At 33.0% G+C, this 26,578-nt stretch carries 24 protein-coding genes, 1 pseudogene and 1 riboswitch; of the genes and pseudogenes, 5 read left to right on the plus strand and 20 right to left on the minus strand.

The window, feature by feature from the left end; genetic code table 11:
* Both Fi14EGH31_RS14560 and ispD read right to left on the minus strand, forming a co-directional pair.
* The gene (locus Fi14EGH31_RS14560) at positions 1-351 is read right to left on the minus strand and encodes a hypothetical protein (RefSeq protein ID WP_117480482.1); all 351 of its coding nucleotides are present in this window, start codon (positions 349-351) and stop codon (positions 1-3) included.
* Positions 348-986 carry a 2-C-methyl-D-erythritol 4-phosphate cytidylyltransferase gene (ispD, locus tag Fi14EGH31_RS14565; RefSeq protein WP_117480483.1) on the minus strand — a complete coding sequence of 213 codons (639 nt, stop codon included), beginning with the start codon at positions 984-986 and terminating at the stop codon, positions 348-350. The genes Fi14EGH31_RS14560 and ispD overlap by 4 nt, the downstream gene beginning before the upstream one ends.
* A gap of 105 nt (positions 987-1,091) precedes the next feature.
* Between ispD and Fi14EGH31_RS14570 the strand changes: the two genes are divergently transcribed.
* Complete coding sequence (locus Fi14EGH31_RS14570; RefSeq protein WP_117792227.1) at positions 1,092-2,009, plus strand: nucleotidyltransferase family protein; 918 nt, start codon at positions 1,092-1,094, stop codon at positions 2,007-2,009.
* Between the two features lie 34 nt (positions 2,010-2,043).
* Here the strand turns inward: Fi14EGH31_RS14570 and Fi14EGH31_RS14575 are convergent, their stop codons facing one another.
* The 6 genes from Fi14EGH31_RS14575 to Fi14EGH31_RS14600 all read right to left on the minus strand — a co-directional run bounded on the left by Fi14EGH31_RS14575 (position 2,044) and on the right by Fi14EGH31_RS14600 (position 9,186).
* On the minus strand, positions 2,044-3,096 hold the full coding sequence (locus Fi14EGH31_RS14575) for a hypothetical protein (RefSeq protein ID WP_200764974.1): 1,053 nt from the start codon (positions 3,094-3,096) through the stop codon (positions 2,044-2,046).
* 201 nt (positions 3,097-3,297) lie between these two features.
* Complete coding sequence (locus tag Fi14EGH31_RS14580) at positions 3,298-4,104, minus strand: Cof-type HAD-IIB family hydrolase (protein WP_118347070.1); 807 nt, start codon at positions 4,102-4,104, stop codon at positions 3,298-3,300.
* Between the two features lie 217 nt (positions 4,105-4,321).
* Complete coding sequence (locus tag Fi14EGH31_RS14585) at positions 4,322-5,179, minus strand: MurR/RpiR family transcriptional regulator (protein ID WP_118347068.1); 858 nt, start codon at positions 5,177-5,179, stop codon at positions 4,322-4,324.
* 116 nt (positions 5,180-5,295) lie between these two features.
* Entirely contained in the window at positions 5,296-6,696 is a 1,401-nt protein-coding gene (locus tag Fi14EGH31_RS14590; RefSeq protein ID WP_022000674.1) for a glycoside hydrolase family 1 protein, read from the minus strand.
* A gap of 141 nt (positions 6,697-6,837) precedes the next feature.
* The gene (locus Fi14EGH31_RS14595; RefSeq protein WP_200764975.1) at positions 6,838-8,763 is read right to left on the minus strand and encodes an AAA family ATPase; all 1,926 of its coding nucleotides are present in this window, start codon (positions 8,761-8,763) and stop codon (positions 6,838-6,840) included.
* A 60-nt stretch (positions 8,764-8,823) separates the two neighbouring features.
* On the minus strand, positions 8,824-9,186 hold the full coding sequence (locus Fi14EGH31_RS14600; protein ID WP_032091018.1) for a hypothetical protein: 363 nt from the start codon (positions 9,184-9,186) through the stop codon (positions 8,824-8,826).
* A gap of 63 nt (positions 9,187-9,249) precedes the next feature.
* Between Fi14EGH31_RS14600 and Fi14EGH31_RS14605 the strand changes: the two genes are divergently transcribed.
* The 4 genes and pseudogenes from Fi14EGH31_RS14605 to Fi14EGH31_RS15490 all read left to right on the plus strand — a co-directional run bounded on the left by Fi14EGH31_RS14605 (position 9,250) and on the right by Fi14EGH31_RS15490 (position 11,122).
* Positions 9,250-9,930 (plus strand): GTP pyrophosphokinase, encoded by a 681-nt coding sequence (locus Fi14EGH31_RS14605; protein WP_022000677.1) that lies wholly within the window; start codon positions 9,250-9,252, stop codon positions 9,928-9,930.
* 221 nt (positions 9,931-10,151) lie between these two features.
* The gene (locus Fi14EGH31_RS15480) at positions 10,152-10,433 is read left to right on the plus strand and encodes a hypothetical protein (protein WP_234697805.1); all 282 of its coding nucleotides are present in this window, start codon (positions 10,152-10,154) and stop codon (positions 10,431-10,433) included.
* A 44-nt stretch (positions 10,434-10,477) separates the two neighbouring features.
* Positions 10,478-10,537 (plus strand): annotated as a pseudogene (locus tag Fi14EGH31_RS15485) (hypothetical protein); the annotation flags it as partial.
* A gap of 42 nt (positions 10,538-10,579) precedes the next feature.
* The gene (locus Fi14EGH31_RS15490; RefSeq protein WP_234697806.1) at positions 10,580-11,122 is read left to right on the plus strand and encodes a type II toxin-antitoxin system death-on-curing family toxin; all 543 of its coding nucleotides are present in this window, start codon (positions 10,580-10,582) and stop codon (positions 11,120-11,122) included.
* A 24-nt stretch (positions 11,123-11,146) separates the two neighbouring features.
* Here Fi14EGH31_RS15490 and Fi14EGH31_RS14615 read toward each other — a convergent pair whose 3' ends face one another.
* From Fi14EGH31_RS14615 to Fi14EGH31_RS14670, 12 genes are all read right to left on the minus strand, one after another.
* Positions 11,147-11,587, minus strand: a complete 441-nt coding sequence (locus tag Fi14EGH31_RS14615) for an Hsp20/alpha crystallin family protein (RefSeq protein ID WP_107029165.1) — start codon at positions 11,585-11,587, stop codon at positions 11,147-11,149.
* A gap of 474 nt (positions 11,588-12,061) precedes the next feature.
* On the minus strand, positions 12,062-12,340 hold the full coding sequence (locus Fi14EGH31_RS14620) for a site-specific integrase (RefSeq protein ID WP_200764976.1): 279 nt from the start codon (positions 12,338-12,340) through the stop codon (positions 12,062-12,064).
* 268 nt (positions 12,341-12,608) lie between these two features.
* Positions 12,609-12,890 (minus strand): pyridoxamine 5'-phosphate oxidase family protein, encoded by a 282-nt coding sequence (locus Fi14EGH31_RS14625; protein WP_230308199.1) that lies wholly within the window; start codon positions 12,888-12,890, stop codon positions 12,609-12,611.
* A gap of 226 nt (positions 12,891-13,116) precedes the next feature.
* Positions 13,117-14,625: a response regulator gene (locus tag Fi14EGH31_RS14630; RefSeq protein WP_200764977.1), complete on the minus strand. Its 1,509-nt coding sequence runs from the start codon at positions 14,623-14,625 to the stop codon at positions 13,117-13,119.
* Positions 14,625-16,781, minus strand: a complete 2,157-nt coding sequence (locus tag Fi14EGH31_RS14635; RefSeq protein ID WP_200764978.1) for an ATP-binding response regulator — start codon at positions 16,779-16,781, stop codon at positions 14,625-14,627. The genes Fi14EGH31_RS14630 and Fi14EGH31_RS14635 overlap by 1 nt, the downstream gene beginning before the upstream one ends.
* Positions 16,771-17,586 (minus strand): substrate-binding periplasmic protein, encoded by an 816-nt coding sequence (locus Fi14EGH31_RS14640; protein ID WP_117480493.1) that lies wholly within the window; start codon positions 17,584-17,586, stop codon positions 16,771-16,773. Before Fi14EGH31_RS14640 ends, Fi14EGH31_RS14635 begins: the two co-directional genes overlap by 11 nt.
* 66 nt (positions 17,587-17,652) lie before the next feature.
* Positions 17,653-19,788 carry an ATP-binding protein gene (locus tag Fi14EGH31_RS14645; protein WP_200764979.1) on the minus strand — a complete coding sequence of 712 codons (2,136 nt, stop codon included), beginning with the start codon at positions 19,786-19,788 and terminating at the stop codon, positions 17,653-17,655.
* Between the two features lie 146 nt (positions 19,789-19,934).
* Entirely contained in the window at positions 19,935-21,779 is a 1,845-nt protein-coding gene (locus tag Fi14EGH31_RS14650) for an ABC transporter substrate-binding protein (RefSeq protein WP_195947378.1), read from the minus strand.
* A 99-nt stretch (positions 21,780-21,878) separates the two neighbouring features.
* A riboswitch (cyclic di-GMP riboswitch) is annotated at positions 21,879-21,954 on the minus strand.
* A gap of 279 nt (positions 21,955-22,233) precedes the next feature.
* Positions 22,234-23,304 (minus strand): hypothetical protein, encoded by a 1,071-nt coding sequence (locus Fi14EGH31_RS14655; RefSeq protein ID WP_200764980.1) that lies wholly within the window; start codon positions 23,302-23,304, stop codon positions 22,234-22,236.
* Positions 23,305-23,418: 114 nt separating this feature from the next.
* Positions 23,419-23,799 carry a TnpV protein gene (locus tag Fi14EGH31_RS14660; RefSeq protein ID WP_195947397.1) on the minus strand — a complete coding sequence of 127 codons (381 nt, stop codon included), beginning with the start codon at positions 23,797-23,799 and terminating at the stop codon, positions 23,419-23,421.
* A 235-nt stretch (positions 23,800-24,034) separates the two neighbouring features.
* Positions 24,035-25,498: a family 1 glycosylhydrolase gene (locus tag Fi14EGH31_RS14665; RefSeq protein WP_200764981.1), complete on the minus strand. Its 1,464-nt coding sequence runs from the start codon at positions 25,496-25,498 to the stop codon at positions 24,035-24,037.
* Between the two features lie 65 nt (positions 25,499-25,563).
* Positions 25,564-26,499 (minus strand): AEC family transporter, encoded by a 936-nt coding sequence (locus Fi14EGH31_RS14670; protein ID WP_200764982.1) that lies wholly within the window; start codon positions 26,497-26,499, stop codon positions 25,564-25,566.
* Between the last annotated feature and the right edge of the window lie 79 nt (positions 26,500-26,578).

Genomic DNA, 26,578 nt, shown 5'->3' on the forward strand with positions numbered 1-26,578 from the left:
TTACTCCAATACTTTATATGATTTTACTTTTATACTTTGGATATCTTTATTTTTTATATCTAATGTTCCTTCATAGTAAATATATATTCTATTTCCTTTGATAAGACCTTTATTAGAATCTATTGCTCCCGCAATAGAAATTAAATACTTTTGATGATCATTTGTTTCTATCAATAATGTTTCATCACCCACATTTTTAATTGTTCCTACAATTGTTTTATATTGACTTAAATTTTCTTGATCATCAGATTTAAAATGAAAACATCCAAAAATAACTCCTATTAAAACAAATAAAGTAATTAAAATCCAAATTATACTCTTTTTCTCTTTTCTAATATGCTTACCTTTCATCTTAAATCTTCCTGTGTTGTAATTTTTAAATTACTATAATCTCCTAATACTGCCTTAATATCCTTATCTATATATCTTTCAAATAATTGACTATCATCAGTCGCAACATATCCTTCATCTTTTGCCTTTTGATAAGCCACCTTAATATCTTCACTTTTAAATACTTGTGGTGTTTGAGCCTGCATCAATGTTTCTCTTTTTAAAGTTTTAACAACAATACCCTCTTTCACTTCTTTAATTGTATCTTTACAAGGAACCATTAATAACCCAGCATCATATGTTTTTAAACATTCAACTAAATCATTAATACTTTGTTTACTTACATAAGGTCTTGCTCCATCATGAATAAAGACATGATTTTCTTTTACTTTTTGTAAACCTTCATAAACACTATCTTGTCTTTCTTTACCACCAAAAACATACTCAATTCTTGAATCATTAACTAATGTTCTTATATCATCTATTTCATTTTCTTTCGTTACAACAATAATTTGTTTACATCTATTATCCTCTAAAAAATGAGAAATATTCATTTCATAAACAGTTTGATTGTTTATTTTATAAAAAATTTTATTATATTTCAAACCTGTTCTTTTGCCACTTCCAGCACATAAAAGAATTAAACTATAGTTCATGTTTTTCACCTCATGATTATTTTATCACACCGTGATAAAATAATAAAATTTACATAGATATTTCTAGAAATATGATATAATCTAACTTAGAAAAAGGAGAATTTTATGAATACAACACTTATTATTATGGCGGCTGGAATTGGTTCACGCTATGGAAAAGGAATTAAACAACTAGCGAAAATCGGTCCTCATGACGAAATCATTATGGATTATTCCATTTATGATGCTCTTGAAGCTGGTTTTAATAAAGTCGTTTTTATTATTAGAAAAGACATCGAAAAAGAATTTAAAGAAGTTATTGGTAATCGTATTGAAAAACACATTCAAGTTGAATATGTTTTCCAAGAAATTAATAATATTCCTGAAGGGTGTACAGTACCCGAAGGTAGAATCAAACCTTGGGGAACTGGACAAGCTATTTTATCTTGTAAAGGAATCGTTAATGAACCATTTGTCATTATCAATGCTGATGATTATTATGGAAAAGTTGCTTTTAAAAAGCTTCATGATTTTTTAATTGAAGATAGTCATAGAAATAGTGAGTTTACCATGGCCATGGCTGGTTTTATCTTAAAAAATACTTTAAGTGATAATGGAACAGTTACTCGTGGTATTTGTGTAGAAGATGAAGATGGTTATTTACATAGAGTTATTGAAACTAAAGGGATTATTAGAAATAATCAAGGAACAATTGATTGTGAAACAGAAGAAAGTAAAGATATTATTCAAGAAAATAACCGTGTTTCTATGAATATGTGGGCTGGTTATCCTTGTTTTATTGATTATCTTGAAAATGGTTTTAAAGAATTCTTATTAGATGATAGTGGAGATGAACTTACTAAAGAATATTTATTACCTATTATTGTTGATCAATTAATTAAAACAAACAGAGCTTCAGTAAAAGTATTAGAAACAACTGATAAATGGTTTGGGGTTACTTATCCAGAAGATAAGCAAGCAGTTCAAGATTCTATTAAAGAACTTATTGAAAAAGGAATTTATCCAGAAAAATTATGGAAATAAAAAGTCTAGCTTAAAGTTAGACTTTTTCATTACCTTAAATCATCGGTACAACACGATTATTACCTAAAAAAACAGAAAGTACATCTTCTTTCATATCTAATCCACTATAAATAAAATCCACAAGTTTCTCTATATCCACTTGTAAAATAGCAATCTTTTGACTTTGATGATAATCAAATTCAATAACAGCACATTGTCTTATAATTCCCCATTTCGTATCTTTGGTATCTCCTAAATAATCAGGTAACACAAGAAAATTATATACACCTATATTTGATTCATTTTCTTTTTCATAAATACGTTGAAATTGTTCTTGATAGAAAAATTGTTTATAAATATCTAGATTTCCTGGCAAATAATAGGCTTCGTTTTCATAATCCCACCCATAATATTTCGCATCAAGTATACAACAACTTTTTTGTGGACGATCATATTTAGGATTTTCTAGGATTCTTTCACAAACAATATCTGGAATATTCTTTTTATTTTGATTGATAAAAACACTTTCTCTTTCTTGGATAATTTGTTTTTGTTTATGATCTTTTGTCTGTTTTCCTATCGCATTCCAATGATAAGTGTTATATTTTGTATCATTAATATCTATTTCTTTATCTAATAATTGACTATTAAAGAGAACCTTACCCTTTTGAATACTTATTTGATTTTGAAAAAATTCTCCTATCATCCATTCAAAAACCATTTCAAATTTAAAAGTAATGATTTCTTGACAACTAGAACTTGTTTTATTTTCTTCTATAGTTTTTTTGCACCAATTTTCAATAGATTCATACTTATTTATCAAATCACACTTTTTTTCATTAACTACAAAATATAAATCAAATAATCTTGCATATTTATATAATAATATTTCTTTATCAATGCTATCTTTAATAATAACTGATTTTGGTAAAGATAAAATTAATCTATCTTTATCTAAAAGAATGCCTACAAAATTACTTATATACATCCATTCTTTTGTTTCTTTATCCATATTTCTTCTAAAAAGAGATTCTTTAACGTTCTCTATTACTTCTTGATATTTATTATAATCAACGACTTTACCATCTTGAATTAACTCTATTTCCATTCTTTTACCCTCTACTTATCACACCTATGATATCTCTATTTAAGAAAAACTGTCAAATAGAAAAAAAGCTTTTGCTTATGCAAAAACTTCTAAAAACAAATCAATACAAAATAAACAAATATCTCAATCAACAGCATCAGTTGTAAAACAATACTAATTATTCATATTTTCTTTGATAATAGATTTTAATTCTTTTTACTCTTAAAGAATATATTTTTCAATATAATTTCCTATTCCATCATGATCATTATCATCGGTAATATAATCAGCTACACTCTTTGTTTTTTCACTACCATTAGCCATAACAACACCAACACCAGCATTTAATGTCATATCATAGTCGTTATCTGCATCTCCAAATGTAACAATATCTTTAATATCAATATGATGTAATTTTAATATTTCTTTAAGTCCTGCAGTTTTTGATATTCTTGGATCCATGTATTCGTACAATACACTCGCTGTTTTAAGTGATGATGATTTATAATCATCACTATGAAATGTTTTAGATCTTTCAATGATTTGATCCATATATTCAGGTTTACAAATAATAATAAGCTTAGCTTTAGGTGACGTTAAATATTCATTATAATCAACAACCTTATAAGGAACTCTATCCCCTTTAGAAAGATCTTGAATATATTCATCATCCTTTGGTGAATAAAAAATACCATCTTCAGGAATCGCAAAATTACAATCCATATCTTCATAATGCTTTACAATTTCTTTAATCAACTCTCCATCTAATGGATATTGAGCTTTAGAAATATCAAGCGTATAATCATATATTTCTGCTCCACCAGTACCAACAATCATATCTACCAAGCCTTCAATACCCCAAGTACCAAGTAATGTTTGAATACTATTAACATCTCTACCTGTTGATAAACCAAAAAGGGTTCCTTTTTCTCTAGCTTTTTTTATCATTTCAACCGTCTTCTTTGTAACAACACCTTCACTTGAAAGTAGTGTTCCATCTATATCACACATAATTGCTTTTACGTTCATAAAAACACCTCCTACTGAAATCATAAATAATCTTTTCAATTGAAACAATTAGAGTACAAAAAAAGAATTTTTTTCTCAAATTCTTTTTTCTCTTAATTATAAATTAGAATTATTTTCTCATTATTTTTCACTGTTTTTTCAAAATTTAGTGATTTTGTATATAGAAAACTCATTGTTTTTTTGTTGAATTGATAACAAAATTATCATTTATTGAAATTTATTTAATAGTCCCTTCTACAATATTATTATAATAAGCCAATTTCTTTTCAATATTCTCTTGATAATCTAATTTAAAATAACATGTATATAAAACATCTAAAATATAAAGAATAGAAAGTCGTGTTGAAAAAGATGAAATCTTTTTATAATGATTTTCATAAGATGATATATAGAGTTGATAATCCGGATCAAGATCTTTAAATGTATAATCATATGATGAAATTAAAACGATTGGTGTTTTTACCTTATGCAATATACGAGGTAAAATATCAGATAATATACCTCTTCCTCCAAAAGTAATAATAATTGCTAGATGATTTTCATTACTACTTGCTGCTATAAGTCTTTGTTGGTATTCATCAATAGGAACATTTACTTGTTTACCTATTTCTTGCATTTGAAATTGAAAATTCAAAGCAAAATTAATATTACCTGCAGAAGTATACACATCAATGATTTGTGCTTTTTTCATTGCTGATGCAATAAGACGTAATTGGTCTAGACTAAAAAGATTAGCTGTTAGATTAAGGGTTTGTTCATAATCTTCTTTGATTTTTTGAATAATTTCATAATGTGTTTGAAATTGATTAACAGGAAAATCAAAGTTAAAATCTTCATTACTTTTTCTATAATCATCTAAAGAACTAGTTATTTTTATTTTTAAATCAGAAAATCCTGATAGTCCTAATTTATCACATAAACGATAAACTGTTGCTGTTGAAACAAAACATTCTTTTCCTAAATCTTTAGATGACATTTTTAAAACATCTTCTGGATGTTTTAAGATATAATCTGCCAAGATTCTTTCATTTTTTGATAAATCTTTGTTTTCTTTTAAATTTATAAATAGATTCATATCATCACCATCTTTATTTTAATGCATTTATACCCATAAATGTATTTTTTTCATATACTAAAAAAATTTCAATTTTCTAAAATAAAAGTGCCTACACTTGGTAGACACCTTCTCTTTTATTCAAATTCATTAGTTCTAGCAACTTCTCTAATCCATGAAGCTGATTTCTTTTCTTTACGTTTATAACCATCATCTAAACATACACGAACAAATCCGTATCTGTTTTTAAAAGCATTACACCATGACCAGTTATCAATAACACCCCAATAATGATATCCTAAACAATTAGCTCCATCTTCAATTGCTTTAGCGATCCATTCTAAATGATCTCTAACAAATTCAATACGATAATCATCTTGAACAGTTCCATTTTCATCCATATATTTTTCTTCACCTTCAACACCCATTCCATTTTCAGAAATAAAGAAAGGTAAATCTGGACACTCTTTTTTAATTTTCATACCAAAATCATAAATACCTTTTGGATAAATTTCCCATCCACGATAAACATTCATTTTTCTTTCAGGCCAAATATATGGTTTAGAAATACATGGTAAACCATTTTCATCAAATTTACTATCTGGTGCTTGAACACGTGTTGGTTGATAATAGTTAAATCCTAACCAATCTACTTTACCTTGAGCTAAGATAGCTTCATCACCAGGACGACGATTGATTTCTACTTTCCAATCGTTTTCTACAGTATCTAAAACATCTTGTGGTAAATGTCCATGAGCAACGACATCTAACCACCATCTGTTGTGTAATCCATCTGTCATACGTACGGCTTCTAAATCTTCAGGAGTTGGATTTTCTTTTGTATAAGGTGGAGCAAAACAGTTGATCATACCGATTTTTGCACCTTCACAAAGTTTTCCTTCTGCTTTTAATTTTCTAAAGTTTGCGACAGCTAAACAATGCGCTAAAGTAATATTATATTGTACATTAATAGATTGTTTGAAATCTTTTTGATATGGATACCAAACACCATGTAAGAATTGTTGTTCTGGTTCTACAATAGGTTCATTGAAAGTAAACCAATATTTTACTTTATCTCCAAATTCTTCCATTGCAATCTTTACAAAGTTCGCATAAGCTTCAACAACTTCTCTATTTTGCCATCCACCACGTTTAACTAAATATTCAGGCATATCGAAATGATACATGTTCATGAAAATATCAATTCCATTTTCATTTGCACAATCAATTAATTTATGATACCAAGCGGCACCTTCTGGATTTAATTTACCATCTTGATCTAATAAACGAGTCCATTGCATAGAAGTTCTAAATGATTTAAAGTTTAAACTTTTTAATAATTTAATATCTTCTTCATATTTATGGTACATATCATTTCCAACATATGATCCCACATTATTAAAGAAAGCATTAATTTCTTGATCAGAATACATATCCCAATAAGAACGTAATCTTCCACCTACATTCCAGGCACCTTCTGTTTGAGGTCCTGACATTGCTGCACCAAAAAAGAAATCTTTAGGTAATTTAATCGTCATCTTTTCTTCCTCCGTTATCTTTTGCGATTATTATACTTACATTATATCATTAAATCTTGTTTGCTGGAGGAAATGTATTCTATTTTCTTACTTATTTCTTTTTCTTTATAATCATGTAAATAAAATACAAAAATGCCCCTATTAGGACATTTGTTTAATTTGTTTCATCATTTTAGATAGATTAATCGGAACATGTTCCTCTTTTAATAAATTGTGTATTTTCTCAATAGAAATATGTTCACGTAAATGAATAATTTTTTCTATTATTTCTTTAGATAAAGGTTGATATTCAATTATTTGATCAACCTTATCAAACAATTCATGCCTTAAATACTTAGTTTGTCTACTCTTTTTAAATCCCATACAACAACGTGACGTACCTGTTTGACTCATTATAAAAACAACATTTTCAAAACTAATCTTTCTTTTAGCTTGATCTTCATAATAACCATCATCAAAGATTTGTGAAAATAAATGAATAATTTCTTCACATGCTTGATCAATATGATCTAATAATAAAACAGTATGTGGATAACTTTGTAAAGTTGATAAAAGAAGACTTGGTTGTTCATGATATGTTTCTAGAAGTTTATAAAGGGAATGGCTTTCTTGATATTGATTCATATCTAATTTTAAATAATGATAATTTAGATATTTAGCTAAGGATTTAGCCGTTAATGTTTTACCACAACTTGTTGGTCCATAAATAAAAAAGGAGATAGGTAATTGTTTATGTTGAAATGTTTCAATCATCTGATGAATTCCTTTTTCTTGACCTAAAATATCTTTATTTAATTGTTTTTCTAATTTTTGGTAATCCATTTGATGATGAATTGTAATATTTAAATACTTTTCAATTGTTTCTACAATTCTATTCTTTGTAAGTTCTTTTTCATGATAAAATTTAGCTTTAACACATGATAAATCTAAGATATCGATTGCTTTATCAGGATAAGTTCTATTTTTAATATGACAATCTACTAATTCTATTAATTCTTTTAAAAGTACATTATCTATTTTAATTTGATGATAACTTTCATAATAACCTTTAATTCCTTTTAATATCTCTAATGTTTCCTCTTTTGTATTTTCTTTTAAAGTGACAATAGAAAACCTTCTATTCATTGCATGATCTTTTTCAAAATGTTTATAATATTCATCAATAGTTGTAGCACCAATAACCGTCATATCTTTTCTAGCAAGATAAGGCTTTAAAATATTAGAAGCATCAATTGCCCCTTCAGCTCCACCAGCCCCAATGACATTATGAATTTCATCAATAAAAATAATCACATTATCCAAGTCTTTTACTTTATCAATAATCTTTTTAAACTTCTCTTCAAATTCACCACGATACTTTGTACCCGCAACCAGTGAAGATAAAGAAAGTTCATAAATAATCTTATTCTTCAAAGAATCTACTACTTTTCCTTGATTGATCATCATTGCTAATTTTTCTACTAAAGCTGACTTACCTACACCCGCTTCACCAATAATCAAAACATTATTTTTTTCTTTTTTAGATAAAATAGTACATACTTGATCAATTTCATTTTCTCTACCAATAATTTTATATTTTTTAGTCTTCACTTTTTTATTAATATTGACAAGTGTTGGTATTTGATCCAATGGTGTTTCAAAAGCAGATTTTTCCTGCAACAAATAAATAACTTCTTCTACATCTACATGATATTTTTGTAATATTTCATAAGCAACTGATTCTTTTTCTTTTAATAAAGAAATAATTAAGATATTTAAAGTTACTTGATCTTGATTTTTATCTTTAGCGTATTCAATACTTCTCTCTAATATTCTTTTTACACTTTGACTATATTCCATATAAAAAGGTTGATCATCATTTGTGCCAAACAACCTTTTTATATCTTCTTCTACAACTGCATCATTGACATCATATTTTTGTAATAATCTTTTTAATTGATTATCATGAATCTTTAATAATGAAAGCAATAAATGTTCACTTCCAACATTTTGATGACCAAAATCAAAAGATAAACTTTCAGCTACCACAATCGCCTTTTGTGCTTGTTCATCAAATTCTCTCAACAATGACTTCACCTCTTTCCTTATAATAGTATGTACAAACTGAATAATTATTAGTACACACCATTAAGAAAACATCTTAATCAACCAAGATTTCTTTTTAATTTCTTTACTTGATGTACAATAAGAAACTTGTAACTTTCCTTCTAAAGATTTACCTTTACCTTCACCTAATACAATCGTATAAAGACCATTATAATATTTTGCATTAAAATCATCTTGATGATCTGCTAAAACTTGATAAACATCATCAACACCTTTGACCCATTTTTTATAATTTAAAAGAAGTTGATCTTTTACTTTGTACATTTCATCAATATCTTCTTGTTGATAAGAAGAACCAATGATCTTATATCTTGGTGTTTCATTTACTGCACAGACGCTTGTTAAATTCATCATAATTAAAAGAAAAATAATGATTTTTTTCATAAACTTCACCTCAAGTTCATTATGTTCGTTTATAATAAAAATAAACATAAGGAGTGAACTTTTATGAGTCGTATCATGCAAAAAGAAATAAAAAGTGAAATGAATGATTTTTTCTTTGCGAAAGATCATTTAGATTTTTATCATGAATATGTCAACGTTGAACAAAAGTATTTAGCAGGTATTAAGGAAGTAAGAACAAAATTAGAAATTTTAGATGATGAATTTCATCATCGTTTTGATCATAATCCTATTCATCATATGGAATGGCGTTTAAAATCTCCCCATAGTGTTGTTGAAAAAATGAAAAGAAGAAATCTACCTGTAGAAGTTTCATCAATCAAAGGAAATATTGAAGATATTGCTGGTATACGTGTGATTTGTCATTATATTAAAGATATTTATCGTATGTCTGATCTTCTTTTAAGACAAGATGATATTCATTTATTAAAGATTAAAGATTATATTAAAAATCCTAAAGAAAATGGTTATCGTAGTTTACATCTTGTTGTAGAAGTTCCTGTTTATTTAGCGAATGAAAAAGTAATGGTTCCCGTAGAAATACAAATTCGTACTATTGCGATGGATTTTTGGGCAACATTAGAACATCATTTACGTTATAAAAATGATAAAGAAATTTCTGATGATATTCGTAATCGTTTATCAGATTGTGCTAAAAGCATTACAGATATTGATTATGAAATGGAAGATATACATAATGAAGTCTTTGGTCATCATAAAATCTAAAAGCTAACGCAAAACCGTTAGCTTTTATCATATAATTATTTAATTAAAACAATAACGAATTCCTGCTCCTTTACTTCTTTCTACCTTTATCATATCATTTTCATCAATATCATCATGTCAAAAAAAATCGACCTCTTTATAGTGGACTATCTGTCCAATGACAACCTTTATATACCATGCTACTATCATTTAAAGAACCAAAAGGAAAGGATGGTATTTTTATGGTTGATTTGATTGAAAAAAATGAAGTTGTGCAGTTCAAAGATGGAAATTTTGTATTAGATGTAAATGTCTCTTCTAATGGTGAAACAGTATGGTTAACCTTAGATCAAATGAGTAAGCTTTTTAACAAAAATAAGTCTACTATTTCTAGACACATAGCTAATATTTTTAATGAAAAAGAATTAGACGAAAAGAGTTCTGTTGCAAAAAATGCAACTAAACTAAAAAGATATGACCCTCGTACTAAGAAAGACAGAATCGCTGTAGTCGATGTTAATTAGATGTTATTATCTCTGTAGGTTATAGAGTTAAATCTAAACAAGGAATTCTTTTTAGAAAATGGGCTAATAGTATATTAAAAGAATATCTTTTAAAAGGTTATGCTGTTAATGATCGTCATTTTCAAGATATTGATTATGTAACAACAATGCTTGATCAATATAGAAATGCAGGTGGACAATTACCGAGTAGTATTTCTATGTTAGAATTTCTAAAAGCTTATCAAAGAGGTTTTAAGATTCTTGATGATTATGATCATCATCATTTAGAGGTTCCTGTTAGCCAAAAAGATACTTATGTTCTTCGTTATGATGAGTGTATAAATCTTATACATAATACGATGTTTGAAAATAGAGGAGATTTATTTTCTATTGAAAGAGATGATTCTTTTAAAAGTAGTATTTCAACGATTTATCAAAGTTTTGGAGAGATTGATTTATATCCAACTTTAGAAGATAAAGCAAGTGCTTTACTGTATTTTATTGTTAAAAATCATAGTTTTATTGATGGGAATAAAAGAATTGGAGCAACTATTTTTCTTTACTTTTTAAATATGAATAACGCTCTTTATAAAAACGGTAAAGAAAGAATTAAGAATGATGCTCTTGCTACCCTTACTATCCTTGTCGCAAGTTCTAGACCTGAAGATAAAGAAATTATGATACAACTTATCAAAACTATTATTAAATAAAAAAATAAGGAATCGTCAGATTCCTTATTCAATATAGATAGTAGAACTATTTTCTACTTGTTTCATATCTGCTTTTGGAACAGATAAACGAAGAACGCCACCTTCATATTTTGCTTTAATATCTTCTTTTGGAATATCTCCTAAATAGAAGCTTCTTGACATATTTCCAACATATCTTTCTTGTCGGATATAATGTCCTTGTTCATCCTTTTCATCTTTATCCAATCCCTTACTTGTTGAGATTGTTAGATAACCATTTTCATAATTGATATTGATATCTTCTTTTTTAAAGCCTGGAAGATCAATATCTACTTCATAGGTATTATCTGTTTCCCTTACATCTGTTTTCATCATATTTCTTCCATGTTTTCCATATAATGGATTTTTCTTTCCAAAAAAATCTTTATCCATTTCATCAAAGAAATCATCAAATAAATTTTCTGTAAATAGACTAGGCATCATCATAAGTCATTACCCCTTTCAATCTTGATACTTAGTTTTGCATCGTTGTTTCAAGCGGTGTTAACTTTGAAACTAGGTTCTTTATTAATCTCTTTCCTAATTTCTAAATACATTATAGTTCTTACTTTTAGCACTGTCAAGTACAGAGTGCTAATTTTTGTGAAAATTTTGTGAAGCCTTGATTTTACGGGCTTCACAGGAATTTTTCACTTGCTTTCGCACTCAATTTTCTTGATTTGACCACATTTTTACGACAAATTCTTGGAAAAATGTATTCGTATGATTTTCTTACCACATTTTACGACAACGACTTATGGTTTATACCACAGCAGGTACAGTTTCTGGCAGGTTCATTTTAGACATCTCATTCTCCACGTGAGACTTCTCTGCAATATGATTGTAGACATTCATTGTGATCTGTGCATCTGAATGGCCCATCACATACTGCATAACTTTGGGATTGACATTGTTCTCACCCTATCTGGTACATCCCGTATGACGAAGGGTATGCGATGAAATAGGAGACATCAGCTCCGGCTCTCGGTTCTCTTCTTCTGCCAGTTTGCTTTCTTTCTTATTATAGGTATTGACAATATTTTTCAGAAAGCTGTTCACTCCCGCCGGCATGATTGGACGTCCATGCTTTGTATTGAAGATGAATCCACTGCGTCCACCAATCTCCACATTACTCTGTAAACCAAGCATCAGGTTCAGCTCTCTCTGTTTACGGAACGCATCATATACCATCTGTGTCATAGGAATGTCTCTGATTCCTGCATCCATTTTGGTTTCTGAATCATGGAAACAATATCCTTCATCACCTTGAGATTACTAAACTTCTTGTTCATCTGTAAAAGCTGACCATCTATCTTTTTATGGATTTTTGTCTTCTTACTTTTCGCCATCTTATGTTATCCTTAGAACTTCACTACTTCCGGTTTATGTGTAAATGCTGAAAATGTAGCTGTCGTATTCTTAAAATAGAATACCTCTGTATTTCCATCATATGCTGAGTACATGTTCTTTAAAGATGGATAAGCATCAAGGACTGTCTTGCTTCTCTTCTATCATCTTCTACAAGTTCGCCTGCTACACGAAGCCACTCTCCATTCTTAAATGCACAGATTTCCACCTTTGGATTTGCATGAATCTGTTTTGAAACATCCTTCACCTTTCCGGTTTGAATATACAGTTTTCCTTCAAAAATATGTGCTGTTCCAAAAGGCCTTACCCTTGGTTGATCTCCTTCCACTGTTGCCAAATAATATGTTTCCGCTTCTTTTAAAAAATTTACTACTCGTTCCATGGTATAAGCCTCCTGTTATTAAAATCTATCAATAAGAGAATTATACCACTATTCCCCCCTCCTTTTTTACCAAACACAGTACCATGCCTTCTACCTGTCTTCCTTTGGAAAATCTATCCTTCCCAATTGCATATTGTTACTCTCCCCACTTAACTGTTTATACTTATTTCAAGAAAAAGAGCATATGGATTTGATTCCATACACTCTATGATTGTAATCTTCATACTTATTTTACAGTGTCAAAATATCCAATGATTCCAATGTATCCATCCTTCTTTAAAGGCGACCACAATGTATGCAATTTTATTCTATACATCTGACTGTTATTTTCCACCGTCGCTTTTATCGTGGCAGATATTTCTTTATTTTGTACAGATGTCTGATGTAATAAAACACGAATACATTGAACATCTTCTTCATTTACTCCAAATTCTTTAAACAAATTGAAATTCGGGTTATCTCTCTGACATAATATCTGATGTTCTCCATTTAATATAGTTAATTGACCTGAAACCGCATTGTAATCAATCGAATTCTTGCCACTGTTCGATTTGAAGAAATCGATTTTTTCCTGCATGACCTTGACAAGACTCTGTGAATAAATCTGGTTCGGTAAGAATTTATCGCTGAGTATTTCATTCGAAAGTCTCTGTATTTCATGATAATGTTTATTATCATCCATCTCTTTACCAGACATTTTTGAAAGCTGAATACTCAGTTCTTTCAAACACTTAAGGAGGATGGGATTAAATTGTCCGCATTGCCCATCCAGGATCATTTGAATCGCTGTGTCATGATCAAATGCTTTCTTATAACATCTTTCACTGGTAAGTGCATCATAAACATCAACAATCGATACCACCTGCGCACAGATTGGTATTTCTTCTCCTTTCAGGCCATCCGGATAGCCTTTTCCATCCCATCTTTCATGATGCCATCTGCAGATTTCCCATGCGGTATGTACCAGTCGATGATCTTGTGGAAAGTCCATATCCTTAATTATAGCTGCGCCAAGCTCACTATGTTTTTTCATAATCTTAAATTCTTCATCAGTGAGTCTGCCTGGTTTATTCAATATTTCTTCCGGAATACGAATCTTACCAATATCATGAAGGGAAGAAGCAGTTGTAATCAAAGCAATATCTGCCTCTGTCAAAGGATAAGCATCTGTTACTTTTACCAGCTGTCTCAGCATCATCTCCGTTGCTGTTTTAATATGCAGAATGTGTTCTCTGCTCTCGCTATTACGAGATCCCAATATATTACTCATAATCTGGATCATGATATTATTATTTTCTTCTTTTTCGTAAACCTGATCATAAACCACATTTATCAGATGCTTTTGGTTCATATAGAGGCCTAAGGTATTCTGAACTCTTTTCTTTACAATCACAGAATCAAACGGTCGTGTGATATAATCTGTGATTCCCAGCTCATATGCCTTACGCATAGTATCAACAGCATCTTCAGAAGATATCATAATTACAGGAGTTTCAGCAATACACTGGCTTCTTTTCATTATTTCCAAGACTTCAAAGCCATTCATCTGTGGCATATTGATATCTAAAAGCATCAGATCAATTCCAATATTTTCTCCTATCATCTGGATTGCCTGATTTCCATTTTCAGCTTCCAGATAATTATAAGTATCTCCAAGAATCTCCTTCAATATGTCTCTGTTTAAGTTTGAATCATCTACAATCAGAATTTTTTGTCTTTTATCCATATTTTTCATCATCCCACCAATTTATGAATTACTTTTATCAGTAATTCCACATCAACAGGCTTAGCAACATGTTCATCCATTCCTGCTGCTTTTGCTTTTATTCTGTCCTCCGTGAACGCATTTGCTGTCATTGCAATGATCGGTATCTCCTTTGCATCCTCTCTGTCCAGAGACCTGATCATCTTTGCAGCTTCATAACCATCCATGACTGGCATCATAATGTCCATAAGAATGACATCAAATTCACCAGGTTCACTATTTCTGAACAGTTCAACAGCTTCCTGACCATCCCAGGCTTTTGTCAAGTCAGCACCTTCATTTTGAAGCACAAATTCGGTGATTTCCATATTCAGCTCATTATCTTCTGCCAGAAGAATATGCAGTCCCTTTATAGATTTTTCGGATGCATCCGTCTGTTCTTCACGTTTATCCGCATCCGGATCTATTTTAAATGGAACCCGGATCACAAATGTCGTCCCTACGCCTTTTTCACTTTCAAAAGTAACGGTACCACCCATTTTCTCGACCAGTTTCTTTGTAATCGGCATTCCCAGACCTGTTCCTGTAAATTTCGTGCGGCTTCCGGTATGCTCCTGTGCAAATGGTTCAAAAATATGCTTCTGAAACTCATCTGTCATTCCGATTCCGGTATCCCGGCAGATAAATTCCATTATCGTCATTTCCGGCTGTTCGGATGGAATTTCCCTGCAGCTGATATAAATCTGTCCGTTTTCTCTGTTATATTTCACCGCATTCGACAGGATATTCATCATCACACGTTTTACATACCTCGGGCTTCCAATAAGATCACGGTGTATGATTTCTTTTTTCTCCCATACAATCCGGATATTCTGTTCTGCAGCCATCTGCTCGATCACATTAAATACTTCCCTGAAAATACTGCTCAGATTAAATGGACTCTCTTCCAGAACAACTTCACCTGACTCAAGCTTACTCATATCCAGAACATCATTTACCAGTTCCAGCAACAGATTGGAAGCCTCTTTCACCTTTGTCCTGTATTCCGTCTGCTTCTCCATATCATCTGCATAATGGTCTGCCATATTGACCATGCCTCGGATTCCATTGATCGGAGTCCGGATATCATGGCTCATACGTTGGAGGAACTCTGTTTTTGCCTCGTTGGCGGCTTCTGCCTTTTTTGCAGCTATTAATAGTTCTGCTTTATATTTTTCATCTTTTTCCTGCCCCTGTTTCTGATGTGCCTGATTGGTTCTGTGACCCCAGAACAAAAATATACTGAATATCAGAAAATAAAGAAAAATAACACCTGCTACACTTAATGGAAGGTTATGAAACACTTCCGTATCCGGAAGATACGCATAGATATAATAATCTCGTTGCTTCAGCATGATTCCATAACATCCGGTTCCTTCATTCTTGAGATGATAAATGTGCTGACTGTCTGTATGATTTTTCATTGCCTGAACAACTTCGTTGTCGGCTGTATTCTGCCCTAACAGACTCTCATCATTGCTGGCAACAACAATCCCTTCGTCTGCAACAATAATCGTTCCATCTTTCTGGACACTATAACCATTTAAAAGTCCCTGTATGGTCAGGGTATAGTTTCTGACAAATTCCGATGGTGTATAATAATAAACTGCAACAATACCCGATGCATCTTTTCTGGCACAGGCTGCAATGTCGATACGAGATCCGTCTTCCCTGGTAAATCGTTCCGAATAGGTTCTTTCTTCGTATCCGCTATACTCCATGATGATGTCTTTCTGCAAATACTCCGTAATCTCATCTGTCAAAGACTCATCCATGCTGTATTCGTAGTCCGTCTTTCCATCTGCATCCAGCACAAAGATACCATCCACCCAGAGAGTCTGAAGATTTTCTTTCAGGAACTCCTGACTTAGATGACCGCCGTTTTCTATTTCCATGTTAATATTCGTGCTCATCTGCCTGGAGCTTTCAATCGCACGGAGAAGGCTTTTTGATTCCGAAGATTCATTATAATGGGTGTAGGTGGAGCACTGCACCTTGACATAATTTACAATCTCTACCAGCCTTTTCTCTGCTTCTGCTTTTTCTGCGTGGAAGAAATAAAACAGAGAGACTACAGCCACACAGATTCCAATCAGAGCACCGAACAGCTGGATTCGTTTTTCTTTTTTCTTTCTCTTAATATCCAAGATCATCCACCTCCAGATACTTCTGAGGATCATCCAAATATTTTTCAATAATTTTCAGAGATGTGCCATCCTGCCGCATTTCTTCCAGCGTCTGGCTCATCTGCTCACAGATTCCTCTGTCATCATCTTTTGCAAAAGCGACACCTATTCCGGTGATCATCAAAGGTTCTTCCAGGATACGGAAGCTTACATCATAATCCTTCATATACTGAACAATAGATTCCTCGTGTGCTGCAACTGCATCTACATATCCTTTTCCCAGAAATGTATAGATCAGCTCCCTGTGTCCCAGGCTGATCAGATTGCCCAGTTTTGGGATTCTTTCATCCGTCCGGTTCAGAAAGATACCTTCCGGTTTGGTTGTTGACTGAACAGCCAGGTTCTTTCCCTCCAGGTCACTCAGTTTATAGATATCACTATTCTCATTTACAGCAACCACCTGACGGCTTGCTATATATGGTCCCGCCCAGCGATAATCATCAAGACGCCCTTCCATGGAAAAACAGCCCATGATACAGTCAATCTCTCCGCTTTCCACCAGTTCTTTTTTCTTCTCCCAGTTGATCTGGACAACCTCCACCTGATATCCCATTCTTTTAAATGCTTCCGTAGCCAGTTCTACATCTATGCCCGTCGGTACACCATCCTCATTCAGATAATTGTATGGTGGATAGTTGTCGCTGCCAAGCGTAATGACAGGCTTTTCGGTTTCTTCTTTCGTGTTATCTGTGTTTTTACACCCTGCCAGGGTGACTGCTAAAATTCCCGCAAGCAGAATGCCTGCAATCACTCTTTTTCCTTTCATTTTTCTTCTATCCCTAACTATCCTTTTCGATTCTTTTATGTCTGGTTACTTTCCATTTATCACTGTTCAATGCCCTGCGGTTCGGTACCCCCCCCCGGATTTTATACTTCTTATTGTCTTTTCCAGCACCTTCATCTCAACCGGTTTTGAAACATGTGCATTCATACCGGCTGCCAGAGAATGCTGAATATCCTCTGAGAATGCATTCGCAGTCATGGCAATGATCGGAATCGTCTTTGCCAGTTTATGGGAACTTCTGCGGATTGCTTTCGTTGCCTCATAACCATTCAAAACAGGCATCTGTATGTCCATCAGGATCATATCATAATCACCTGGAGCAGACTGTTCAAATACTTTCAAAATCTCTTCGCCATTTTCACAGATGGTACATTCCGCACCTTCAATCTTTAACAGTTCCGTCAGGATCTCTGCGTTCAGCTCATTATCCTCTGCACACAGGAATCTCATGCCCTGCAGAATATTTCCATCCCGCTCACCTTCTTGTGCCGCCAGAGCAACCGTTCGATTCTCTGCAATTTTCAAATCTATGAGAACCTCAAAACAGCTTCCCTGTCCCGGTTCACTCTCCACATCAATGGTACCTCCCATTGCTTCAACCAGGTTCCTGGTAATCGCCATTCCAAGTCCGGTTCCCTGGATCTTATTCGTCACAGAACTTTCCGCACGGGTAAACGGATCAAAGATTGTCTCTTTGAAATCTGCCGACATTCCCATACCGTTGTCACTGACTAAAAAGCGGTACTTTGCATAGACAGATGACTTTGTCTCACATTCTTCTACTAGAAACTGAATTTCTCCACCTTCCTGCGTATATTTTATGGCATTCGACAGCAGATTACTGAAAATCTGCATCAAATGAACCTGATCCCCATTCACCCACTCATGACGGATGCTTTCTTTTATAATTGTAAGCGTCTGCTTCTTTTCATATATTTGAGAATGAAATATAGTGTCAAGCTCCTGTACAAAATCCAGAATAGAAAAGTCAGAATACTTGAAGACTGTTTTTCCTGCCTCAATCTTGCTCATATCCAGAACGTCATTGATAATTCCTAACAGATGTTGTGATGAAATATCTATTTTATCTGCATACTCTATAACTTTTGCTTTATTACCTGCATCATGTCTGATCAAAGATGTGATACCAATGATTGCATTCATAGGTGTACGAATATCATGTGACATATTAGACAGGAAATCCGTTTTCGCCTTATTTGCATTTTCCGCTGTCTGTAAAGCCTCTGTCGTAACATTCTTTGCCTTTTTCAGTTTTTGATTGACTATTTCCATTTCCTTCATTGTCTGTAAATGAAGTTCATTGTTTCTTTTTTCATATTCTGCTTTTTGATCTGCAAGACTAAGTCTGGAAATACTGTAGAATAATCCGGCAAAAAGTAAAAGTATAAAACCTGCCATGAGTGTTGTTGTACACAGCACCGTTTTCTGGTAATCTATCAGCACATTGTCCACAACTCCCTTTGCCACAATGCATACCAAAATGGTGTTGTTGCTTTCTATCGGGCAATACCCCAGATAATAGGGATTCTGTTTTCCCAAAAGTGCAACTCCGGATTCTCTGTTATCAAACTTCTTTTTGAACAAATCAGCCTCTTCTTCTGTAATAGCCTGTTCCCCTTTTAAATGTTTTAACAAAGAATAATTACGAAAGTATTTATCACCACTCAGGTTCGTATACGTTATATTTCCGTCATCATCCAGCATGAAAAAATATGCTTTCCCATCATAACCTTTCAGTTTTAACATGGAATCCAGTTTCGAATGATCATACACAGTTCCAATTGCCGTATAAGTTTCCCCATTGATCGTGTATTCCTGACATGGAATCGCAACCAGATAACCGTCTTTTTTCTTCTGATCATAATCAAGACACACCAGTTTTCCAATATTGTATCCATTCTTTAAGTCCAGCAGAAATTTACTTGGCATATCAATCCGCATTTTTGTTCCACATGCTGATATCGCCTGACCATTTTCCTGAAGGAATATAAGTGTACTTTCCGATTCTTTTTCCCATGCTTCAAAGAAACTTTTGTTCGTATCCGTTTCAAGAGACAGCTCCCTCTCATGAAGTAAAAATTCCTCAACCAACTGCAGCTGGCTGTAGTATCCACTCACCTGAAGATCATAGGTCTGCTGTATCTGGTCAATAACAGCTCCCATACTGCTTTTTCCATTTTCACTGATATACTTATTAGACTTACTTATAAGATACTTTATACAAACTAAGCTTAAAAGAATAATAAGTAGTATAAGCAACAGCCTTGTTATTTTTTTTCTTTTGTTTACCTTTTGTTCTATCTCCACTTTTACTGTTCAACCTCTATATAGTCTTCCGGTGCTGACGGCTGCTGTCCTTTTGACATTGCTTTGGTCCATGCACTTGATAATGTGGTATCTTTAAGCTGCTCAATCTCACATTTCGGATTTATTTTTTTCAAAACAGACATTGTGGTGTCTGTAAGAAGAATCGAGTATTCCTTTTCTTTGTCTATTTTCTTATCATTAACTGTTAAGTCCTTTAATGAAAATCTACTTTCCGCTTGATTGACGATCATTTTCATACCGGATGCAATTGGTAATTCGTATTTATTGGTTACGTAAAAATTCTCATCAGCATCAGCAAGATAATTTTCCACGAGTTCATAAACCTGTTTACCATTGATTTTTGCATAATATAATGCTGTATCTGAACTCTTCGCTGTCATCATGCCAACCCGGCTGCTGGTGCATTCTCCTTTGTACATAGAGGAAGTGAAATAATAATATGGCGCCAGAGCCAGCTGTGCCTCATTTTCTTCTCTGATCGTAGTTAAAATGGAAGATGCTGCATCACGGCCATTTCTATCGTTCAGTGAGATGGAATATTCATTTTTAAAATTCACCGTTGCTTTTTCTTCTGGATCTTTACGATTCATTACACTGCGCAAAGTATCATAAGCCTGTATTTCATCCATCTCCCCTGACAGTAATCCGTGAACAGCCTCAAGGCTTGCATCAAATGACTTTTGAGCGGAATATCGGATATAAACAGCATTATTGTTAATTTCCTCTTCCAGTCCAGGCACATCCTGCATCATGGTTGGAACATCTGTATTCAATGAAATAACACCGCTTCCATCCGCAATCAGCTTTTGCCCCTCTTCTGAAATCATACAATCCAGCACATCCAGTGCAGTATCCAGTTTCTCCCGGTCTTTTTCCAGGTTTTTGTTAAATGCAATGTTTAAGGACGGAGTCATGTACACATAGGATTCATCCGATGTCTGTGAAAAATAAGGAATACGGATCAGCTCCGCATCCATCTGTTTCTGCAGCTGCTGCATAACCGTCGGATGTCCATGAAACATTGCTGATTTTCCTGCGGCAAACATCTGGATTCCTGTATCGACATCAATATTGATATCTTCTTTACCAAAGTGCGAGTCTTTCAGAAACTGACTGGTTTCTGAAAAAATACGTTTCCATAATGCATCATCAAACTTTACTTCATCCGATGCAGTCTCTGCACCGTTTCGCCATTCAATACCATCCAGGCTTGTGAACTCACCGATTGCCGCCGCCTGGATGATCTCATTATTTGACCAGTCTTCACCAAGATCCATGGAATACGGTTTTATGCCATTATCATAAAACTGCTGACAGGCCTGTACATATTCCTCATAATTTTCTGGAATCTTTACGCCATACTGATCAAACAGTGTTTTGTTGGCAATGATCGTCTGCGGAATACCACAGATTGGCAGCCACTGGATTTCATCATCCGCATTCTTATAATATTGCACCGCATAAGAATAATACTTAGAAACAACATCATAAGAAGCAAAATCCATAAGATAAGGCTGTAAGTCCTGTGCATCCGTTCCAGAAAATCGACGTACTGTTATGATATCCGGTAATTCATCATGTTCTTTAAAATAACTGTATAAATCGGTATCATTGTTACCAATAATAAATTCAATATCCTGATCAGGAAACTGTTCATGGATATAGGGTGCAATATTTTTCATCAAACGATTTTCCCACAGATAAACGGTAAGATGATCATCGTTTTTAGATACTTCTTTCTTTGACTGTCCACATCCAGACAAGACAGCAGTTGCTACAAGTACACCTGACACCACTGCTATCAGACAACGTTTTGCCTTTTTCATACTTTTATTTTCCTCATTCTTTCCTGATAAAATCATTATTGTTACGTCTGTGAAATAACACCGTAAAAAAGCACCGTCAGACAGACAGTGCACCTCATTTCATGCAACTGGCTGCCATTTTACAGGCCCTGTAGCTTTGCGTCCCAGACTTTCATCTGGTTTGCCGATTTCCTTATTATAGATATAGCTTTTAAACTTATACCAAAAAAACTAATTTTATTATACTTTAACGTTCTACTATGCACAAGAAAAAAACTACCGTTTTAACGTTCAAAAACAAAAAAAGAACAGCCGATACATATACTCGAACTGTTCTCCTACTTCCGAAGTCCACGCAGCATTGACATTACTGTTTCCTGCTCATTTGTACTCAGATCGTTCCATATCCCTAGAACTTCTTTCTATTTTTCTGTCAGATTCTCTGAATTACCTTCCTGAAAAAACTGCGATAATGTCACGCCCAAAGCTGTACATATTTTTTCAAGTGTTCATGGATCGATAGTTTCTTCTCTTTTCCTATCATTGTCTTTTTCTCTGTTATTGCCTTTCTTTCAGCTTTCCCCGCATCCTTAACTACTGTATTTGCTTCAACGCCAGTTCTTGGCACAGCTTCTCTGCTCTCATTCTTTTCTGCTATCTGCTGTTCTTCTTTATTAGGAAGAGACAATGCAAGATACTTTTTGATATTTTCTCCGCCTTGTAACACCTGCTCACAATCCTCTGGATAATAGGGAAATGGAATCTGATTGATTGTCAGATAATCAGGATTGTGTTCCAGCATTTCACCCGTAACCGGATCATAATATCCATTTTTAAAGTTAATCCACCGCACAGGCTGTTTATTTAGTTCATATGCCTCTCTGTAGACTTTTGGCTGTGTGATCAGCAGATTATAGATTCTTTTGATCACGCCACTCTGTACCTGATCTCGATAGACCAGCTTCTGAATACGGTATTTCATTCTTACCCCATCATGGTCTTCCAGAAAAACGCCGTGTTCATAATAATAAGGTGTGATTCCCACGACAAAAAACTGAACATTCTCCACCAGATAATCTACAATCTCCATATTCCGAACACCTTTCACATTTCCTTTTGCATCAAATAAGTGAAAATGGCTCAGTTCCGGTTCTTCTTTCGGATTTCGCTCAAACCGAAGAATATACTGTTCCAGTAATTTCTCAACTTCTTTCTGATTATCCAGTTTGCCAAGATACTCTTTCTCTTTGAGCAACTGCCAGCCTGCTTTTCCATCAAGACCAGCGTCTTTAAAAAATGTCAGTAACTTATCATTTACCCACTTCACCGTACAGGAAGCCACATAATGATAGGCATACTGACAGCTTCCAGTAAACTGAATAGCTCTCATTTCTTCTATAAAGGAATCTGCACTGAAATAATATCCGTCATCTTCCTGAACCAGACAAAGTGCCTGATAACCTGACATCACAATATTCAGTGCGATATCTTGATTGTCCACCAGAAAGATATAAGTCTGTACTGTCCCTTCTGGATTGGTTTCCATATAATGCTTCAAAACTTCTTGTTCAAACTTATCACTTCCTTTTAGGCAAAGAAAAAGACGCAAGCCACATTTCTATGACTCACGCCTTACTTCGCTCACAATATTCTATTTTCATTAGTTATCTGCTAAATTGTTTACTAGCAACATTAATACATAAATCAATTCCTTGAGAATAATCTCTTCCGCAATCGCTCTATGCTGATTAGCAGCTCTTACCCATGCCATCTGATCTTTCTCTTTATCCGGTAATGGTTCTTTTTCTTCCAACTGTTTCAGGATCACTCCTTCCCGTTCTCTTGCTGCCCTATCTACTTCCAGAAGGTGTTCTCCAATTGTATTCTGTAAAAGCATCACCTGATAGGTTGAATTTCGATGGTTTTTCAGATAATCTCTGCGAAGAAAACCATACTTGCCAAGTTGCTCCATCTGTTCACCGGATTTATAGGTGAGATTCGGGATTAGATATCCGTTTACATTCGTATACGTTAATTTCATTTTATTAGCACTCTCCATTTCTCATCCTTTTTTTGACCACAAATTTACGACATTTACGACAAATCTGACACTGCTTTACAATACCAGACAAAATGACTGATGCCTCGGAAAGCCCGTAAAACAGGCACTTCTAGGATACACAAGACAGAACAAAAATCAACTTCCATTATCAAGAGGTGAGTGCTAAAAATAATAAAAAAGAAGTTTAACCCAAAAAGTTAAACTTCTAATATATTTAATCTAAATCTTCTCCTTGTGAAGCAATGACTTTTTTATACCAATAGAAAGAATCTTTTCTACTTCTTTTCATTGTTCCGCTACCATCATCATGTTTATCAACGTAAATGAAACCATAACGTTTTCTCATTTCTCCAGTTCCTGCAGAAACTAAATCAATACATCCCCAAGTCGTATAACCAATAAGGTCTACACCATCTTCAATGGCTTTTGCCATTTCTTCAATATGAGCACGATAGTATTCAATACGATAATTATCATGAATACTTCCATCTTCTTCTACTGTATCATAAGCACCTAAACCATTTTCTACAACCATTAATGGTTTTTCATAACGATCATAGATCATTTCTAAGTAATATCTTAATCCTTTAGGATCTAATGCCCATCCCCAATCAGAATATTCTAAATATGGGTTACGTACACCAAATGACATATTTCCACTTACAGCATCATCATTTTCATGAGTAGTTACTGCTTGAGACATGTAGTATGAGAAAGTATACATATCTACTGTACCTTTTTTTAGTTCTTCTAAATCTTGTTCAGTAATATCTAATTTAACATTATGTTCTTTCCATAAACGTTTCGCATATGTTGGATATTTACCTTTACATTGAACATCTCCACAATAGAAGATACCTTTTTCCCATTTAGAACGATTAAATAAAATATCTTCTGGATCAGATGTTAATGGATAATAAGTAATACCACAAATCATACATCCAATTTTATTTTCAGGATCAATTTGATGTCCAATTTGTACAGCCCTTGCACTTGCTACAAATTGATAATGTAAATGTTGATAAGCTTCTTGATAAACTTCATCACTTGCATCATCAGGAATAAAGTTAACTGTATTATTGATTTCATTAAATGTTAACCAATATTTAACGAGTCCCTTGTATTCATTAAAGATTGTTGTTACGTATTTTTCATAAAGGGCAATATATTTACGATCTAACCAATCTCCATATTTTTCTTCTAAAGCAAGTGGTGTATCAAAATGCCAAATAGAAACTAATGGTTCAATACCCGCATTTCTAAGTTCAGTAAATACATTTCTATAGAAATCTAATCCTGCTTGATTAGGTTTATCTTCTTCTCCTGTTGGATAGATTCTTGACCAAGAGATAGATAATCTAAACATCTTGAATCCCATTTCTTTAAGTAAAGCAATATCTTCTTTATAATGATGATAGAAATCAATACCATCATGATTTGGATAAAGTTCATCATCAAAGACAGCAAAATGAGCTCCTTCTGGTAATTTAAATCCATGATTTGGTAACTTTTGTTTATTTCCATCTTTATCAATAAAAGTAACCATACGTGGTGTATTTACTGTTCCACCTGTCGTTACATCTGTACGTGTCATTCCACGTCCGTCTACATTCCATGCACCTTCACATTGGTTAGCAGCTACTGCTCCACCCCAATAAAAATCTTTACTAAATTTCATTTTTTTTCCTCCTCAATTATCCTTATTATAAAATATATTTATGTCAAAAATATGAAATTTTCAAACTATGCAACAAATAAAACGACACATGTATAAACAATTAACGTAATAACCATAAATAATGAAATAAAGGCAGCAACAAAATCTTCATCTTCTTCACCTTTATAAAGTGGTGAAATCAACATCGGCATTGCAAATCCTGTTGGACACATAAAATAAATCAATACACCCATCATATAGATCTTATCTGCCATTAAATTTGGGAAGAAGATAAAGAATCCTGCAATAACAAGCATATAAAAGATAATTCTAACTCCTACAAGTTTTAATAATGATCCTAAAGTATCTTTATTAATTTTTAAGTTATAACCAATAATCAATAAAATAAGACTCACAATAGGAGCTGTTGCTTGTTGAATTGTATTTGTATAAAGATCAATAAAAGCAGTTTGACTTAACAAGTCATATACACCTAAAACATTTAAAATGATTCCTAACATAACCGCAATTACAAATGAATTTGTGAAAATTGTTTTCAATAATTCCTTAGTACTTGTATTTCCTGATGTCTTTTTAGCAACAAGTACAGGAATAATAATAAAAGCAATCACTGTTCCAGCAATATCATAAATAACTGTATTGCTTGCATAAGCTACACCTACAATGGATGTATAAAGTGGTAATGCAACATTTCCTCCTTCACAAGTTGTTAAAAGATAGGGTGAAATATGTTCCATTTCTTTTCCTGTAAATTTAGCAATAAATTTACCTAAAACCATAGCTAATGTAAAAGCAACTAAAACATATAGCACAATCAATATTGCTGAAGCTTCTATTTTAGCAGTAAATAAAACATTAAAAATTAAGATAGGAAACAATACATTGAAAACAATATGATTGGCTCCTTCTTTTTGTTTAGAACTAATAAAGTTTTTAATACGCGCGATCATTCCTAAAATGATCATAAAAAATACTGGGAATAAAGTTGATAATGCGCTCATAATTTTCCTCCTTGTTTTTCAAGAGTATTGTAAAAAAGAAGATTTATAATTACAAATACTTATATATTATAGATATTTA

The organism is Faecalibacillus intestinalis (assembly GCF_015097455.1).
Lineage (GTDB): Bacteria > Bacillota_I > Bacilli_A > Erysipelotrichales > Coprobacillaceae > Faecalibacillus > Faecalibacillus intestinalis.